Annotated in this window: 21 protein-coding genes; 10 read left to right on the top strand and 11 right to left on the bottom strand. The window is 66.5% G+C overall.

The window, feature by feature from the left end; genetic code table 11:
* Nucleotide 1 precedes the first annotated feature (1 nt).
* Entirely contained in the window at nt 2-541 is a 540-nt protein-coding gene (locus AB4Z47_RS10395; protein ID WP_441949850.1) for a GtrA family protein, read from the bottom strand.
* Between the two features lie 39 nt (nt 542-580).
* Between AB4Z47_RS10395 and AB4Z47_RS10400 the strand changes: the two genes are divergently transcribed.
* The 4 genes from AB4Z47_RS10400 to AB4Z47_RS10415 all read left to right on the top strand — a co-directional run bounded on the left by AB4Z47_RS10400 (nt 581) and on the right by AB4Z47_RS10415 (nt 4,380).
* The gene (locus AB4Z47_RS10400; protein ID WP_441949851.1) at nt 581-1,801 is read left to right on the top strand and encodes a 5-(carboxyamino)imidazole ribonucleotide synthase; all 1,221 of its coding nucleotides are present in this window, start codon (nt 581-583) and stop codon (nt 1,799-1,801) included.
* Nucleotides 1,794-2,309, top strand: coding sequence for a 5-(carboxyamino)imidazole ribonucleotide mutase (gene purE, locus AB4Z47_RS10405; RefSeq protein ID WP_441949853.1), 516 nt, complete (start codon nt 1,794-1,796; stop codon nt 2,307-2,309). Before AB4Z47_RS10400 ends, purE begins: the two co-directional genes overlap by 8 nt.
* 63 nt (nt 2,310-2,372) lie before the next feature.
* The gene (locus AB4Z47_RS10410; protein ID WP_441949855.1) at nt 2,373-3,056 is read left to right on the top strand and encodes a TetR family transcriptional regulator; all 684 of its coding nucleotides are present in this window, start codon (nt 2,373-2,375) and stop codon (nt 3,054-3,056) included.
* Between the two features lie 163 nt (nt 3,057-3,219).
* The gene (locus AB4Z47_RS10415; RefSeq protein WP_441949857.1) at nt 3,220-4,380 is read left to right on the top strand and encodes an acyl-CoA dehydrogenase; all 1,161 of its coding nucleotides are present in this window, start codon (nt 3,220-3,222) and stop codon (nt 4,378-4,380) included.
* A 137-nt stretch (nt 4,381-4,517) separates the two neighbouring features.
* On the opposite strand, the gene AB4Z47_RS10420 is transcribed toward AB4Z47_RS10415, so the two are convergent.
* From AB4Z47_RS10420 to AB4Z47_RS10450, 7 genes are all read right to left on the bottom strand, one after another.
* The gene (locus AB4Z47_RS10420; RefSeq protein ID WP_441949859.1) at nt 4,518-4,829 is read right to left on the bottom strand and encodes a hypothetical protein; all 312 of its coding nucleotides are present in this window, start codon (nt 4,827-4,829) and stop codon (nt 4,518-4,520) included.
* Nucleotides 4,822-5,388: an RNA polymerase sigma factor gene (locus tag AB4Z47_RS10425; RefSeq protein ID WP_441949861.1), complete on the bottom strand. Its 567-nt coding sequence runs from the start codon at nt 5,386-5,388 to the stop codon at nt 4,822-4,824. The genes AB4Z47_RS10420 and AB4Z47_RS10425 overlap by 8 nt, the downstream gene beginning before the upstream one ends.
* The gene (locus AB4Z47_RS10430) at nt 5,381-5,530 is read right to left on the bottom strand and encodes a hypothetical protein (RefSeq protein ID WP_441949862.1); all 150 of its coding nucleotides are present in this window, start codon (nt 5,528-5,530) and stop codon (nt 5,381-5,383) included. The genes AB4Z47_RS10425 and AB4Z47_RS10430 overlap by 8 nt, the downstream gene beginning before the upstream one ends.
* Before the next feature lie 11 nt (nt 5,531-5,541).
* Nucleotides 5,542-5,673, bottom strand: coding sequence for a hypothetical protein (locus tag AB4Z47_RS10435; protein WP_441949864.1), 132 nt, complete (start codon nt 5,671-5,673; stop codon nt 5,542-5,544).
* 324 nt (nt 5,674-5,997) lie between these two features.
* Nucleotides 5,998-6,417, bottom strand: a complete 420-nt coding sequence (locus AB4Z47_RS10440; protein ID WP_441949866.1) for a nuclear transport factor 2 family protein — start codon at nt 6,415-6,417, stop codon at nt 5,998-6,000.
* A 45-nt stretch (nt 6,418-6,462) separates the two neighbouring features.
* Nucleotides 6,463-6,747: a GNAT family N-acetyltransferase gene (locus tag AB4Z47_RS10445; RefSeq protein ID WP_441949868.1), complete on the bottom strand. Its 285-nt coding sequence runs from the start codon at nt 6,745-6,747 to the stop codon at nt 6,463-6,465.
* Nucleotides 6,748-6,793: 46 nt separating this feature from the next.
* Nucleotides 6,794-8,152 carry an FAD-binding oxidoreductase gene (locus tag AB4Z47_RS10450; protein ID WP_441949870.1) on the bottom strand — a complete coding sequence of 453 codons (1,359 nt, stop codon included), beginning with the start codon at nt 8,150-8,152 and terminating at the stop codon, nt 6,794-6,796.
* Nucleotides 8,153-8,317: 165 nt separating this feature from the next.
* Between AB4Z47_RS10450 and AB4Z47_RS10455 the strand changes: the two genes are divergently transcribed.
* On the top strand, nt 8,318-8,809 hold the full coding sequence (locus tag AB4Z47_RS10455; RefSeq protein ID WP_441949871.1) for a GtrA family protein: 492 nt from the start codon (nt 8,318-8,320) through the stop codon (nt 8,807-8,809).
* A 74-nt stretch (nt 8,810-8,883) separates the two neighbouring features.
* On the opposite strand, the gene AB4Z47_RS10460 is transcribed toward AB4Z47_RS10455, so the two are convergent.
* Genes AB4Z47_RS10460 through AB4Z47_RS10470 form a run of 3 tightly spaced genes read right to left on the bottom strand, consistent with a single transcriptional unit; the run spans nt 8,884 to nt 10,837 of the window.
* Nucleotides 8,884-9,537 (bottom strand): Type 1 glutamine amidotransferase-like domain-containing protein, encoded by a 654-nt coding sequence (locus AB4Z47_RS10460; RefSeq protein WP_441949872.1) that lies wholly within the window; start codon nt 9,535-9,537, stop codon nt 8,884-8,886.
* A gap of 5 nt (nt 9,538-9,542) precedes the next feature.
* Nucleotides 9,543-10,379, bottom strand: coding sequence for a maleylpyruvate isomerase family mycothiol-dependent enzyme (locus AB4Z47_RS10465; protein WP_441949873.1), 837 nt, complete (start codon nt 10,377-10,379; stop codon nt 9,543-9,545).
* A complete protein-coding gene (locus tag AB4Z47_RS10470; protein WP_441949874.1) occupies nt 10,376-10,837 on the bottom strand; it encodes an HIT family protein in 462 nt (153 codons plus the stop codon). Before AB4Z47_RS10470 ends, AB4Z47_RS10465 begins: the two co-directional genes overlap by 4 nt.
* 406 nt (nt 10,838-11,243) lie before the next feature.
* Between AB4Z47_RS10470 and AB4Z47_RS10475 the strand changes: the two genes are divergently transcribed.
* The 5 genes from AB4Z47_RS10475 to AB4Z47_RS10495 all read left to right on the top strand — a co-directional run bounded on the left by AB4Z47_RS10475 (nt 11,244) and on the right by AB4Z47_RS10495 (nt 15,750).
* Entirely contained in the window at nt 11,244-12,389 is a 1,146-nt protein-coding gene (locus tag AB4Z47_RS10475) for a Re/Si-specific NAD(P)(+) transhydrogenase subunit alpha (RefSeq protein ID WP_441949875.1), read from the top strand.
* On the top strand, nt 12,389-12,706 hold the full coding sequence (locus tag AB4Z47_RS10480) for an NAD(P) transhydrogenase subunit alpha (RefSeq protein ID WP_327113044.1): 318 nt from the start codon (nt 12,389-12,391) through the stop codon (nt 12,704-12,706). Before AB4Z47_RS10475 ends, AB4Z47_RS10480 begins: the two co-directional genes overlap by 1 nt.
* A gap of 17 nt (nt 12,707-12,723) precedes the next feature.
* Nucleotides 12,724-14,136 (top strand): NAD(P)(+) transhydrogenase (Re/Si-specific) subunit beta, encoded by a 1,413-nt coding sequence (locus AB4Z47_RS10485; protein WP_441949977.1) that lies wholly within the window; start codon nt 12,724-12,726, stop codon nt 14,134-14,136.
* A 344-nt stretch (nt 14,137-14,480) separates the two neighbouring features.
* Nucleotides 14,481-15,269: an LppU/SCO3897 family protein gene (locus tag AB4Z47_RS10490; protein ID WP_441949877.1), complete on the top strand. Its 789-nt coding sequence runs from the start codon at nt 14,481-14,483 to the stop codon at nt 15,267-15,269.
* 10 nt (nt 15,270-15,279) lie between these two features.
* Nucleotides 15,280-15,750 (top strand): nitroreductase family deazaflavin-dependent oxidoreductase, encoded by a 471-nt coding sequence (locus AB4Z47_RS10495; protein ID WP_441949879.1) that lies wholly within the window; start codon nt 15,280-15,282, stop codon nt 15,748-15,750.
* Nucleotide 15,751 lies beyond the last annotated feature (1 nt).

A 15,751-nucleotide genomic window follows, 5' to 3' on the forward strand; every position in this document is an offset into this window, starting at 1 on the left:
CTCAGCTGTGGCCGAATTCCTCTTCCACGAGGTCCTCGAATTCCGCGACGATCTCGTTCATTTCGTCGGGGAAGACCCAGCGGCGCATCGCCCAGAAACGGAAGGCCATCTGCAGCAGGTTGCCGATGACGAAGGCGCTGATGAAGTCGGCGACGTTCTCGAGGGTGAAGCTCACATTGGGCTGGCGCAGATCGAAAACGTAGCTGGAGATCCACAGCGGCGTGAAGGAGAGCACAACGCCGACGCCGCTGACGCCGAAGAAGAGCGCTGCCTCATGATGGCGTTCGCGTCCGCCCCGGTTCTTGAACGACCATTCCCGGTTGAGGATGTAGGACGCGATCACGGCGATGACGCCGGAAATGATCTTGGCGGTGACCGGTTTCTCGGCGAGCACCGTCCACTTCAGCATGTAGAAGATGCCGCTGTCGATCACGAAGGTGGTCGCGCCGACGATCGCGAACTTGATCAATTCCCGCTGCCGGTACGCGATGTCTTGCAGCGGCTTGGGGAGGACGCTGACCACCTCGTCGACGAATGTCACAAGACCGGAGTGTACCGGTACGGCTCGTTCGCACCGGACGTGACAGTATTGTCCGACGTGAGCGCACGTTCTTTCGATCCGTCAACCATGCCCACCGTCACCATGGTCGGTGGCGGACAGTTGTCGCGTATGACCCACCAGGCGGCGATCGCGCTGGGCCAGCGGCTCCGCGTGCTCGCGGAGAACCCGGACGACCCGGCTGCGCAGGTGAGCCCCGAGGTGGTGCTCGGCAGCCACACCGATCTGACCGCGCTGCGAAAGGCCGCGGTCGGCTCGCACGCGCTGACCTTCGACCACGAGCACGTGCTGACCGAGCATCTGGAGGCGCTGGTCGCCGAGGGCGTGAATGTCCAGCCGCCGCCGCAGGCCCTGGTTTACGCACAGGACAAGTTGGCCATGCGCACCAAGCTCACCGAACTCGGGCTCCCCGTGCCCGCGTTCACGCCGGTGACTTCGGTGGCCGACGCGGTGCGGTTCGGGGCGGAACACGACTGGCGGATCGTGCTGAAGGCGGTGCGCGGCGGCTACGACGGGCGCGGCGTCTGGCTGCCCGATTCCGCCGCGGCGGCCGAGACGATCGTCACCGACCAGCTCGCATACGGCGTGCAGCTGCTCGCGGAGGTGAAGGTCGACCTGAAGCGGGAGCTGTCGGCGATGGTGGCGCGTTCGCCGTTCGGGCAGGCGGCGACCTGGCCGGTGGTGGAGACCGTACAGCGCAACGGTCAGTGCGTCGTGGTGATCGCGCCTGCGCCCGGCCTTCCGGAGCACCGCGCCGCCGAGGCGGAGACCATGGCACTGAACCTCGCCGAGGAGCTGGGTGTCGTCGGGGCCATGGCGGTGGAGTTGTTCGAGACCGACGACGGCGCGCTACTGGTGAACGAGCTGGCCATGCGCCCGCACAATTCGGGGCACTGGGGGATGGACGGCGCGCGCACCAGTCAGTTCGAGCAGCATCTGCGGGCCGTGCTGGACTACCCGCTCGGCGACACCAGCCCGCTGGCGCCGGTGACCGTGATGGTCAACATCCTCGGCGCGCCGCAGTCTCCGGCCATGTCGATGGACGAGCGGCTGCACCACCTGTTCGCCAGGATGCCCGATGCCAAGGTGCACCTGTATGGCAAGGTCGAGCGGCCCGACCGCAAGATCGGGCACGTCAACATCCTCGGCGACGATGTGGCCGAGGTTCGGGAGAAGGCCGAGCGTGCGGCGCACTGGATGTCGCACGCTGTTTGGACCGACGGATGGGATCCGCATGAGTGAAGCAGTGGCAGTGACTCCGGCGGTCGGCCTGATCATGGGCAGCGACTCCGACTGGCCGACCATGGAGGCCGCCGCGGAAGCGTTGGCGGAGTTCGGCATTCGCTTCGAGGTGGGCGTCGTCTCGGCACACCGCACCCCGCAACGCATGCTCGATTACGCGCGGGACGCCGTGGGCCGCGGACTGAAAGTCATCATCGCGGGCGCGGGCGGTGCCGCTCACCTGCCCGGCATGGTCGCCGCGGTCACCCCGCTGCCGGTGATCGGCGTGCCCGTCCCGCTGAAGTACCTCGACGGCATGGACTCGCTGCTGTCGATCGTCCAGATGCCCGCGGGCGTGCCCGTCGCCACGGTCTCCATCGGCGGCGCACGCAACGCGGGCTTGCTCGCCGCCCGCATCCTCGCCACCTACGACCCGGCTGTGCGCATACGAATGGAACAGTTCCAGGCCGGACTCGAACAGATGGTCCTGGAAAAGGACGACGCCCTCCGCACAAAACTTCTGGGCTGAGCGCCACCGGGTGAACTTCACTGTGGGGAATCCGCCCCCTTGCCGGCTGGCTACGGTGAGTTCGTGACTATTGGCGACATCGCCCGGCCGCGGGGCGGCGACCCTGCACAGTTCCGGCTCACCGTTGTGGATCAGGCATTGCGATTGTTCGCGGAGAAGGGGTACGAAGCGACGACGGTGGACGAGATCGCGGAGGCGGCGGGAATTTCCCGGCGGACATTCTTCCGGCAGTTCCGGTCGAAAGAAGACGTGATCTTCGCCGATCACGAGTCGCAGTTGGCGCAGGCGGCGGAGTTCCTCGCGGCGTCGCGCGCAGATCCGTGGGAAGCGGTGTGCGACGCGGTGGTGCAGGTATTCGAGCGGTTCACCCAGTGGCGGGAGATCGCGGCGCGCCGCTATCGGGTGGTGCGCCAGGCGCCGGCGCTGCGCGAGCGGGAGATCGTCACCGTCTTCCGCTATGAGCGGTTGTTCACCGACTATTTGCGCGAGCGGCTGCCCGAGGTGCCGGATCTGGCGCGGGTGCAGTTCGCCGCGGCCGTCACGACGACGCACAATTACCTGCTGCGCCGGATGGTGCGCGGCGAGTCGGCCGCGGGCACCGCGGATCTGCGCCTGGAGCTGGCCGCGATTCCGCGCGGCGCACGGCGCGAATCGAACACCGACGAGCTGGTCGTCGCGGTGTTCCCCCGCGACATCGCGCCTCGACAGATCGCCGATCTGCTCGCCCGCAAGCTGAGAACGTTGTGATCAGAGGAAAGTGCGACCAATCTGACACTTAGTGCCATTGTGTCTCCCCTAGTAAGTGGTGCCTGTTCGCGTATACTTCATGTGAACATGGCACTGAGTGCCGAGTAGCTGACTCCCGCTCCGCGGAACCAGCGATCACGACCGACGACCAGGAGTGAGCCCAATGGCGGGAAACCCCGATTTCGACCTGTTCAAGCTCGCGGACTTCCACGATGAGCTGCGTGCCGCCATCCGCGGTCTCGGGGAGAAAGAAATCGCCCCGCACGCCAGGGACGTCGATGGCAACTCCCGCTTCCCCGAGGAGGCGTTGACCGCACTCAACGCCTCCGGCTTCAACGCGGTGCACGTGCCAGAGGCATACGGCGGCCAGGGTGCGGACTCGGTCGCGACCTGCATCGTGATCGAAGAGGTCGCCCGGGTCTGCGGTTCTTCCTCGCTGATCCCCGCGGTCAACAAGCTCGGCACCATGGGCCTGATCCTGAACGGCTCCGAGGAGCTGAAGCAGAAGGTCCTACCCGACATCGTCAACGGCGAGATGGCCTCCTACGCGCTGTCCGAGCGCGAGGCCGGTTCCGACGCGGCGGGTATGCGCACCCGGGCCAAGCGGGAGGGTGACGACTGGATCATCAACGGCTCCAAATGTTGGATCACCAACGGCGGTAAGTCCTCCTGGTACACCGTCATGGCGGTGACCGACGCGGACAAGGGTGCCAACGGCATTTCGGCGTTCCTGGTGCACAAGGACGACGAGGGCTTCGTAGTCGGCCCGCTGGAGCACAAGCTCGGCATCAAGGGTTCGCCCACCGCCGAGCTGTACTTCGAACACTGCCGAGTGCCGGGGGACCGCATCGTCGGCGAGCCGGGCACCGGTTTCAAGACCGCGCTGCAGACCCTCGACCACACCCGGCCGACCATCGGCGCGCAGGCCGTCGGATTGGCCCAGGGTGCGCTGGACGCGGCCATCGACTACACCAAGGACCGCAAGCAGTTCGGCAAGTCGATCGCCGACTTCCAGAACACCCAGTTCATGCTCGCCGACATGGCGATGAAGATCGAGGCGGCTCGCCTCATGGTCTACACCTCGGCCGCCCGCGCCGAGCGCGGCGAGAAGAATCTCGGCTTCATCTCCGCCGCCGCCAAGTGCTTCGCCTCCGACGTCGCCATGGAGGTCACCACCAACGCCGTCCAGCTCTTCGGCGGCGCCGGCTACACCACCGATTTCCCGGTGGAGCGCATGATGCGCGACGCGAAGATCACCCAGATCTACGAAGGCACCAACCAGATCCAGCGTCTGGTCATGTCCCGCGCCCTGCTCAACGACTGATTCCGCCGATCGCGGGATGTTCGGGCGCGCCTGGAGACGCATCTCAGGCCGTTGAGATGCACAGGCCGCCCGAACATCCTGCCCGCTCGTTGCCCGACGGCGGCACTGGGGTGTAGGTGCGTAACCAGCGGAAGACGCTACCGGCCGAGGCAGGTGCCCGATTGCGTATCGCCGTGTCCGGACCGAACGTGCCCGGCACCGGTCAGTTGACACTGACCGGTGACACACGAACGCTGCAGCCGGCCCCTCGAGACGGTTTGCATCAGTCCGATCGCCCAGCAGGTCGGGCACCCGCGCAGCGCGAGCAGGCCGGCCGGTGCGAGCAGCAAGCTGAACGCCCCGAATACCGGCATGAGCGCAATTGCGCCGATCAGCGTGCCGAATCCCACGAGTCCGCGTACCAGGTGTCGGGGCACCGAGGCGCTGGCGAAGTTCCGATCGTCAGTCATTTTGTCCGCTCCTTTCTGGAGTTGGGTGCGATGTGTCCCGCAGCTGGTGGTGGACCGTCGCTCGGGCGCGGTGTAGCCGCGACTTCATCGCCGCGACGCTGAGGCCGAGCATTCCGGCGACCATCCGGCCGCTGTATCCCTGAACGTCTCGCATGATCAGCACCCGCCGCTGGTCGGCGGGCAGCGCGGCGATCACCGCCGCCACCCGGCCGGCTTCGAGCCGCTGCACGGCCTCGTCCTCGGCCGACGCCACAGCGGAATCCGGTATCGGTTCGAGCTGCCGTGTCACCATTCGCCACTGCCGCAAGCATTCGTTGCGGACGATGCGGAACATCCACGACGCCAGCGCGCCGGAGGCCCGCAATGTTCCGATCTTCCGATAGAGGATGATCAGCGCCTCCTGCGCGGCGTCCTCCGCGTCTTCGGCGGAGGCGCACAGCGTGTGAGCGAACCGCCGCACATGCGGATAGGAGCCCGATACCAGTGCGGTGATCGCCGCGCTGTCACCTTCCCGAGCGGCCGTGACCAACCACTCATCAGGCCAGGTCTGGTCAGTCACGGGAACGACTCCAGCGGCGAACCAGGGTAACGCTGCACCAGCCGACCAGCACGGCAACGACGGCGATAGCGGCAACGATCACAACGACCTCCTCGATCTGTGCCGACCCGATTGCCTGCACAACTATGAGAGGACCAGACATCACCAAAGGATTCACACCGATGTCAGCACAGGTGGCGTCACGCCGAGTTCGGCCACCAGATCCACGTCGATCTCGGCACACCCGCACCACCAGGATCCCGGTCGCCATACACCGGCATACCAGGCAGGCAGCCCGATGAACACACCACCGATCTCCCCGCAACCAGATTTACGAGGGCGCCATTCAGATCCAGTGTGTGGTCATGTCCCGCGCGTTGCTCGAGGACTGATGTCGCCGGATCGCGGGATGTTCGGGTACGGCCGAAAACGCATCTCAGGCCGTCGCCACGGCCGGTACTTCGTTCCGGACTTCCGGCGGGACTTCGGATCGCCGCATGGGAGACCGCCGCGCGGGTCTCTGTCAGCGGATGCTGGACAAACGTTCGGCGGACACGATCCGAGCGGTATTCGGCGACACTGTCGGGCCGGCCCGCCCGAAACGGTCTATTACCCGACTGAACTCACCGATCAGGGACGCGGCGCGACGTCGTCCCACAACTCGTCGAAGGCGATGCTGTCGAAGAACGCGGTGGCATCGACAACCAGGCCGTCGCGCAGCGTCATGAACCACGCGTAGGTGTTGCGGTAGGTGGTCCCGGCGCGGGTTGTTCCCTCCCCATCCCACACGATCATCACCGTGTCGCCGTCGGCGTACGTGCCGCGGACCGTCACTGGCCGAAACGGCGAGGTGGGGTCGAATCGGGCGCCGAACGGTGCGAGCACCTCGTCAACGAAGGCCTGCTTGCTGGGATAGACCTTCGCCACCTTCGACCGGCCGGTGATCTCCCACCTCATGTCGTCGGCGAAGATGTCGCTGATGTAGGCACTGCCATTCGACCACGCCGCGAAGGCGTTTGCGACGATGGTCCGGTTCGCATCAGTTGACATGGTGGCCCCGTTCAATTGACAGGAAGCATTTGGAGGCGGGCGACGTCAGACGACCAGGTCGGCGTACTCCCGGTGTTCGGTAATGTACTTCTCGACATACCAGCAGGTGGGGATGATGGAGAAGCCCGCGTCGCGGGAGTCTTTCAGGGCGAACTCGACCACCTTGGCGGCGATGCCTCTGCCGCGGAATTCCGGGAAGGTCATGGTGTGGTGCAGGTCGCGGACCTTGGTGTCATCGCGTTCGGCGTAGTCGGCGTACCCGGCGAGGGTGTCGTCGACGTAGATCTCGAAACGGGTGTCGGCGGCGTTGTGCTCGAGCCTGGTCGTCATGATCGGGTGGAACTCCTTGACGGACGGGAATGTTCCGTGGTGGCGGTCACAGGACCGCGCCGGGGTTGAGGATGCCGTTCGGGTCGAGCGCGTCTTTGATACGCCGGGTCAAGGCCATGACATCCGGGCCGAGCTGATCAGGCAGCCATGCCTTTTTCAACCGGCCCACGCCGTGCTCGCCGGTGATGGTGCCGCCGAGCGTGAGGGCCAAGTCCATGATCTCGCCGAAGGCCCGGTGTGCTCGCGCGGTCAAGTCCGCGTCGGACGGGTCGTGCACGATCAGCGGATGGGTGTTGCCGTCTCCGGCGTGCGCGATCACCGACACCGTGACCGCGTTGCGTTCGGCGATCGCGGCGATGCCGGTCACCAGATCGCCGAGCCGTGGCAGCGGAACGCCGACGTCTTCCAGCAGCAGTGTGCCCAGCTTCTCCACGGCGGGAATCGCGAAACGCCGTGCCGCGGTGAATGCTTCGCCCTCTTCGAGGTCCTCGGTGTGGAAAACCTCGGTCGCGCCTGCCTTTTCGCAAGCGGCCACCATGATCTCGGCCTCACGTCGTGCGAATTCGCCTGGCGCGTCCGACCGCGCGACCAGTAGAGCCGCGGCAGCGCGGTCCAAGCCCATCCGCATCTCGTTCTCGACGGCATTGATCGACACCGAGTCCATGAACTCGAGCATCGAGGGCCGCAGCTCCCCGGTGATCGCCAGGATCGCCTCGGTAGCCGCGGTGAGTGTGCCGAACGTCGCGACGACCGTGCTCTGCGGCGGCTGCGCGGGCAGCAGCCGAAGGGTCAGTTCGGTGATCACGCCGAGCGTGCCCTCGCTGCCGACGAACAGCTTGGTCAGCGACAGGCCCGCCGAGTCCTTCAGCCGGGGCCCGCCCAATCGCACGACGGCCCCGTCGGCCAGCACCACTTCCATGCCGAGCACGTAGTCGGTTGTCACGCCGTACTTCACACAGCACAGGCCGCCCGCATTGGTCGCGGCATTGCCGCCGATGGAGCAGATCTCGAACGATGAAGGGTCCGGCGGGTACCACAGTCCGTGTTCGGCGACCGCGTGCTTCACTTCCCCGTTGAGGAGACCCGGCTGCACTACCGCGGTCCGGGTGACCGGATCCACCGTTATCGCGCGCATCCGTTCGGTGCTGAGCACAATGCCGCCGTCGACCGCCGTCGCACCGCCGGACAGACCGGAGCCGGCGCCGCGCGGGATCACGGGGATGCGGTTCGACGCGGCCCATCGCACCGTGGTGGCGACGTCATCGGTGCTGGTGGCACGCACCACCGCGAGCGCGGTGCCCGCCCCGGGATCGCGCGCCCAGTCTTGTCGGTAGCCCGCGAGCAGGTCGGGGTCGGTGAGCACCGCGCCCTCTGGCAGGCTCGTGATCAGCTCATGCAGGTCCACGACATTCACGCTAGCCGCCCGCGTCCGAGACGTGCCGGTAGGCCGCCGGACGCGGCGGGGTGGAAGGCCCGGACTGCGACGACAACGCACGCCCGGATCAGCTGAGCCACCGGCTGGCCTCCCACTGCTCATCCGGCGGAAACCTGCCGCTGGCACGCTGGCCGCGTGCACCAGCCGACGAAAAGCGCCGACCCGATCGCCGACCGATTCACCACCTGGTGCGAGGCGGTGGTGGCCCGGCTGCCCTGCGGGCTGAATCGTCTTGTTGCCCCGACCTTCTTGGGCTTCGCACTGATCAACAGCGGCACCTTCGCCGTCGACCTCGCCTTGCTCACCGTCTGCCACGGCTGGTGGGGGCTGCCGGTCTGGCTGTCGGTGACCGCGGCGTACGTGTGCGCGTTCGGCCTGAGCTTCGCGCTCAATCGGACCTTCAACTTCCATTCGCACGCCCCGGTCGGCAAGCAGGCCGCGGTATACGTCGTGGTCGTCGCGAGCAACTACCTTGCGTTCATCCTGGGCATCGGCAGCGGGCTGACCGCGCTCGGCTTGGAGTACCACCTGTCCCGCCTGCTGGCGGGCGCCTGCGAGGCCGTCTACATGTACAACGCGATGCGGTGGATGGTCTTCCGCCGCCGTGCGAGGGAACCTATCCGCTGAGTGGCAGACCGATGAGACTTCTCGCGTTCGGTCGCAGCCATGTGCCGCGCGCCGACTGGTCCGGCTGTGGACGTTCATTTCGCCGCTGGACTGATCAGCTCCTCGATGTCTGGTCCGTCGACGACGATCGCGTCGTCGTCGGTGAGCGCCCAATGCGCCACGCGGTCGGCCCGGTACCTGGCGGCCAGCCGGCTGCTACCACCGTCCGGATCGGTGGCCGAGTCGATGTGCGGCACGATCCGGCGGTCGACCAAGCCCAGTCCGTCCCAGCGGGGCTCGATACCACAGGCGGGTTCGACCTCGGTCGGGTTGTCGAGTGCGTCCAGGCCGTGCAGGTCTGGCGTGAGCACACAGGCGCCCGCGCTGTAGCCCGCGTATACCAGCGCGTCGTCGGCAAGCAGCCGCGCCAGCGCGAGATCCGCTCCGCTGCGGGCGAATTGGGCACGCAGTACGAAGGTGTTCCCGCCACGCACCCACACCAGTGGGAATTCGGCCAGGCGGCGCTCCAGTTCCGCGGCACGCCCGACGAAGTCGCGCAGATCGATCTCCTCCGGCGCGTACCCGAGCCTTCGCAGCGGCACGAGGTCGCTGGTAACAGCCGACGCCCGCATCGACGGCCATGCGTCACAGGCGTTGCCGATCACCGCGACCCGGCCCGGCGGGCCCGCGAGCGCGATCAGCCGGTCGAAATGCGCCCCGAAGCGGTAGCTGGACAGGAAGAGCCGCATGGTTTTCAGAGGGTGAAGGCGAGGTGGCGCACCAGCCGCTGACCGAGCTCGGTATCGCCGTCGACGGTGATCTCCTCGAGGTGCTTTTCGGCGGTCGTGCGCCCGCCGCCCAGCCGGACGAACAGCCCGGAGTCCATGCCGATCTCGACACTGGCCGGTTCGTCGAAGGCGTCGACGTAGCTCGCCCGGCCCGCCATCTCGATGTGCAGTGTTCTGGCCAGCGGACCGGTCAGCGCGAAGGTGATCCGCGAGCCGTCCGGTGCCCCGCCCTTCTTGACCACCACACGCGGGATGCTGCCCGCGAACTCGGCGAAGGCCAGCTCGCCGCGCGGCCCGCCCTCCGCGACCCGGACGCCGAGCGCGTCGGCGATATCGAGTTCGTGCATCCAGCAGTCGAGCAGTCGCACTCGCATGAACCGGCTGTAGCTCACCGGACCGATCGGCGACACGGTTTCCTTCTCCCATTCGGCCTCGCCCATCGCCGCGAGCGCCTGACGTCTGCGGTCGACAACGTCGTGGTAGAGCTCGGCCAGCCGGGCGCCGGGCAGCGGGCGGAGCCGGTCCACCCAGATCTCGTTGAGCACCGCGGTCTCGTTGCGGACGTACGGAAGTGTGCGCACATCGGTCTTGACCCTGTTCGGGTCGTGTGCGGGCGGGCGCTCGCCGAGCAGCCACGACTCGGTGCCGATGACATGGGCGACGACGTCGAACACGGTCCAGCCGGGCAGTGGCGAGGGGACGCGCCAGCGGTCCTCGTCGAGTGCGGCGACGAGCCTCTCGATCGCTTCCCACTGCTGCGACAGCAGGGCGGTTTGCTCGGTCCGGTCTGGCGTCTCGGTCATCCGTCGGCTCCTTTTTCCGGGCCTGCGCCCTCGTTGTCCAGCGCCGCGATTCCACCCCGGATGGCGGCGGCGGTGGCGACCGGGTCGTGTGGACGCCGCAGGAGGAAGCCCTTGGCGAAACTCAGTCTGTCGCCGTGTCTACGGGGGATAACGTGCAGGTGGACGTGTGAAACGGTCTGGAAAGCGGCGGTGCCGTCGTTGAGTACCAGGTTGGCGCCGTCCGCGGCGAGACTACTGCGCCGGATGGCCAGTGCGAGCCGATGCCCGGCCCGGAAGACGTGCGCGCCGAGCTCGGCGTCGAGGTTCTCCAGTTCGGCGGCGTGCCGCTTGGGGATCACCAGCGTGTGCCCGCGGGTGATCGGCCGGATATCGAGGAACGCGCACAGTGTGTCGTCCTCGTACACCTTTGTCGCAGGGGCCTCGCCTGCGACGATGCGGCAGAAGACGCAGTCGTTCACATGCTGGACCATACGGCGTACGAGCGGAGCGGAGCACCCCGGAGGGTGATCCGGCATGACACACGCGACCGTTCCGCGACGCGCCGACCGCGTGACCAGTTCTCGAACCCTGGGTAAGTAAGGGACTTCGACGTACGGTCTTGTCGTGGTCGTCCGCAGCGAGCGGCCATCGTCTGCTGCGGGACCGAACAAAGTGCAGCTCAGGAGGCGGCGGTAGGGTCCGCGTAGACCGCGGAGAAATCCGGCAAACCGACGGAATCCGGCCGACACGTGTGACTGGCATCTCAGCTAGGCTCACGGCGAGCCGGGTACAGTGGCGAGGATTTGGGCGAACTTACTCTGAAGTAGCATCGTCCGGCCGTCTACCCGTTGCCTGGAAGCTCAGCACGAGAAGGAAGTCTGACAAGTGGAGACAACGCAGAGCGTAGGCGATCCGTCGCTGCGTGGCGCGCGTGTCGGAGTCGTTCGCGAGTCCAACGCGGGCGAGCGACGTGTCGCATTGGTGCCGAAGATTATTCCGAGCCTGCTGAAGCGGGGCGTCGAGGTCGTCGTCGAGTCCGGAGCAGGGCGCGGCGCGCTGATCCCCGACAGCGCCTATCAAGAAGCGGGCGCGACGATCGGCGATCCCTGGTCGGCCGAGGTCATCGTCAAAGTAGCCCCGCCCAGTGACGGTGAGGTGGCGAAGCTGTCGTCGGGGCAGACTTTGATCGGGTTTCTGGCTCCGCGTAACGCCGAGAACCAGATCGGTGCGTTGAAGTCGGCTGGCGTGCAGGCGTTCGCGGTGGAGGCGATTCCGCGGATTTCGCGTGCTCAGGTGATGGATGCGTTGTCGTCGCAGGCGAACGTGGCCGGGTATAAGGCGGTGCTGTTGGCCGCGTCGGAGTCGACTCGGTTCTTCCCGATGCTGACTACTGCGGCGGGCACGGTGAAGCCGGCGACGGTGCTGGTGTTGGGTGTGGGTGTCGCCGGCTTGCAGGCGTTGGCGACCGCGAAGCGTCTCGGTGGGCGGACCACCGGTTATGACGTGCGGCCGGAGGTGGCTGATCAGGTGCGTTCGGTGGGTGCGCAGTGGCTGGATCTGGGTATCGATGCCGCCGGTGAAGGTGGGTATGCCCGCGAACTCACCGATGCGGAGAAGGCCACCCAGCAGCAGGCTTTGGAGGACGCGATCAAGGGTTTCGACGTGGTGATCACCACCGCGCTGGTGCCGGGTCGTCCCGCGCCGCGACTGGTGACCGCCGCTGCGGTGCAGGGTATGAAGCCGGGCAGCGTGATCGTAGACCTGGCCGGTGAGACCGGCGGGAACTGCGAACTCACCGAGCCCGGGCAAACCGTTGTCAAGCACGAGGTGACCATCGCCTCCCCGTTGAACCTGCCAGCCACCATGCCTGAGCACGCCTCGGAGCTGTACTCCAAGAACATCGCGGCACTGCTGGAGTTGATGCTGGTCGACGGGAAGCTCGCGCCCGACTTCGACGATCAGGTCCTCGCCGACTCCTGCGTGACCCGTGCGGTCGGGGACCTCGAAACCGCGGGGAAGGAAGCCTCCTGATGTATACCGAACTGCTGGCGAATATCGCGATCCTGGTGCTGTCCGGGTTCGTCGGATTCGCCGTCATCTCCAAGGTGCCCAACACCTTGCATACCCCGCTGATGTCGGGCACCAACGCCATCCATGGCATCGTCGTGCTCGGCGCGCTGGTCACGCTCGGAAACGTGCAGGATCCGTCGATCCTGACCCAGATCATCCTGTTCGTCGCCGTCGTGTTCGGAACCCTGAACGTCATCGGTGGTTTCGTGGTCACCGACCGCATGCTGGGCATGTTCAAGACCAAGAAGGCGGCCGCGCCGGTGAAGGCGGATCAGTGATGCATACCTTCGACAATGTGACCTACCTGGTCAACGGTCTCTACATCGTCGCGTTCGGCATGTTCATCTACGGTCTGATGGGTTTGACCGGTCCGAAGACCGCGGTGCGCGGTAACCTCATCGCGGCGGCGGGCATGGTGCTGGCGGTGGTGGCCACCTTGATCTCGATCCGGCACACCAGCAACTGGATTCTGATCGTCGCCGGCTTGGTGGTCGGTGTCGCGCTGGGTGTTCCGCCGGCCAAGTTCACCAAGATGACCGCGATGCCGCAGCTGGTGGCCGCGTTCAACGGCGTCGGTGGTGGCACGGTCGCTTTGATCGCGTGGTCGGAGTTCATCAACTCCCAGGGCTTCTCGCACTTCGACGAGGAGCCCACTGTGCACATTGTGATCGGTTCGCTGTTCGCGGCGATCATCGGTTCGGTGTCGTTCTGGGGGTCACTGATCGCGTTCGGTAAACTGCAGGAGATCCTGCCCGGCCGCCCGATCGGGATCGGCAAGCTGCAGCAACCGTTGAATTTGTTGCTGCTTGTCGGCGCCATCGCCGCAGCCGTGGTAATCGGTATCGGAGCGACCGACGACGGTGTGCCGCAGGTGTGGATGGTCGCCGTGCTCGTGCTCGCGGGTGTGCTCGGCCTGATGGTCGTGCTGCCCATCGGCGGCGCCGATATGCCGGTGGTCATCTCACTGCTCAACGCCCTGACCGGATTGTCCGCCGCGGCGGCCGGTCTCGCCTTGAACAACACCGCGATGATCGTGGCAGGCATGATCGTCGGCGCGTCCGGCACCATCCTCACCAATCTGATGGCCAAGGCGATGAACCGGTCCATCCCCGCCATCGTCGCGGGCGGATTCGGCGGTGGCGGTACCGCGCCGGGCGCCGGTGGTGGTGAGCAGAAGCAGGCCAAGGCCACCTCCGCCGCGGACGCCGCGATCCAGATGGCGTATGCCAACCAGGTGATCGTGGTGCCTGGCTACGGCATGGCCGTCGCGCAGGCCCAGCACGCGGTCAAGGAAATGGCGTCGCTGCTGGAGGCCAAGGGTGTCGAGGTCAAATACGCCATCCACCCGGTCGCGGGCCGTATGCCCGGCCATATGAACGTGCTGTTGGCCGAGGCCGAAGTCTCCTATGACGCGCTCAAGGAAATGGACGACATCAACGGTGAATTCTCCCGTACCGATGTCGCCTTGGTGATCGGCGCCAACGACGTCACCAATCCCGCCGCCCGCGAGGATGCCGCCAGCCCGATCTACGGCATGCCCGTCCTCAATGTCGACCAGGCGAAATCCGTGATCGTGCTGAAGCGTTCGATGAACTCCGGTTTCGCCGGCATCGACAACCCCCTCTTCTACGCCGACCACACCTCCATGCTTTTCGGCGACGCCAAAAAGTCCGTCGGTTCGGTCACCGAAGAACTGAAGGCGCTGTAGCGGCCAGGATATTTCGCGGCAAGCGCCCCTGCACCGAGGCATTCGGTGCAGGGGCGCTGTCATGTCGCCTGCGCACGGCGAAACCGGTCCGGATGCCACCCGCCCACGATCGGAGAGCCGAGCCGGCCGGTCCGTCGCCACCAGGGTCGCACAGGATCCGGTGAGTCCGGGGCTCTATCTGTGAACGATCGGCCGGGCGAGACCTGGATTCATCGACTCGGTGCGGCCGCTGAACAGACCAAACGGTCTTGCAGGCGGCGAGTTGCGCGTCCATCGGCTAGATTCCATGAGTTCGCCGCCGCCCCAGTGCGGACGGAATTGCGCGAGACCCGGGGAGGGGATCCATGACCACACCACCGAACAACCCGTATCCAGGCCAGCCCGCCGGTCCAGGCTATGGCGGCCAGTCGGGCTACCCGCAGGCGCCGGTGCCGCAGGGCTACCAGCAGGCGCCCGCCGCTGTGCCGCAGGGCTACCCGGGGCAGCCTCAGGGCTATCCGCAGCCGGGGTATCCGGGGCAGCCGCAACCCGGTTATCCACCGCAGGGCGGTTTCCCGCCGCCCCAGCAGCCGGGCTGCCCCGTCGGCGGTTTCCCGCCGCCCGGGCAACCGCCGCGGCAAAGTGGCGGCGGCAGCGGAATCGGGAAGATCTTCCTCGCGATCGGCGCACTGGTGGTGGTCGGTCTCCTGGTCTTCGGCGCCCGCACCGCGCTGCGCTCGGACGGTGAGAAGATCGAGATCGGCCAGTGCGCGAAGCTGTCGGGCACCACCGTCAAGGCCGAGTTCGCCACGAAGGAATGCTCCGATCCGGACGCCAACTACGTGGTGGCGCAACGGATCGACGGGGCGAACAAGGACTGCCCGACCAAGGACTACGCCAGCTATTACCAGACCGGCAGGAACGACTACACGCTCTGCCTGCGACTCAACGCCAAAGAGGGCGACTGCATCAAATCCGGTTTCCTCGGTGCGAGCACAAAGGTAGCCTGCGGCTCGACGGCGGACTTCAAGATCGGCCGGGTGGTACGCGGCACCGCGGACAAGTCCGCATGCGGGTCGCGAGCGACCGAGAACGAAACGATCGTCTATCCGAAGCCGGATCCGATCACACTGTGCCTGGTGCCGCCCAAGTAGGGCTGGACGCATGGGATTGCTGACCTCGAGTATGGCGAGCGTCGGCGCGCGATTGCTGCGGACCAGGTCATTCGTGCGAGCGCCGATCGGTTTGTTCCGTGCCCGGTTGGGCTTCCTGTTCGCCGGGCGGCTCTTGCTGCTGGAACACACCGGGCGCAGCTCCGGCCGACCGCGCTACGTCGTGCTGGAGACCGTCGCGCGGCCGAGCCGAGATCGCGTGGTCATCGCGTCCGGATTCGGCAGGCAGGCCGAGTGGTTCCGTAATCTCGTAGCCGATCCCCGTTGTTGGGTGAGTATCGCGTCGCGCCATCGTGTTTCGGCAACTGCCAGGGTGCTCACCCTCGAAGAGGCCACCACGGTGCTCGACGGCTATCGACGCGAACACCCCAAGGCGTACCGAAAGCTGGGCAGGCTCATCGAGGAGGCCACGGGCTCGGACATCGGCCAGGTGCCGTTGGTCGAGCTGACCTTGCGGTCTTGAC

It is taken from the genome of Nocardia sp. 2TAF39 (genome assembly GCF_052114905.1).
Taxonomy (GTDB): Bacteria; Actinomycetota; Actinomycetes; order Mycobacteriales; family Mycobacteriaceae; genus Nocardia.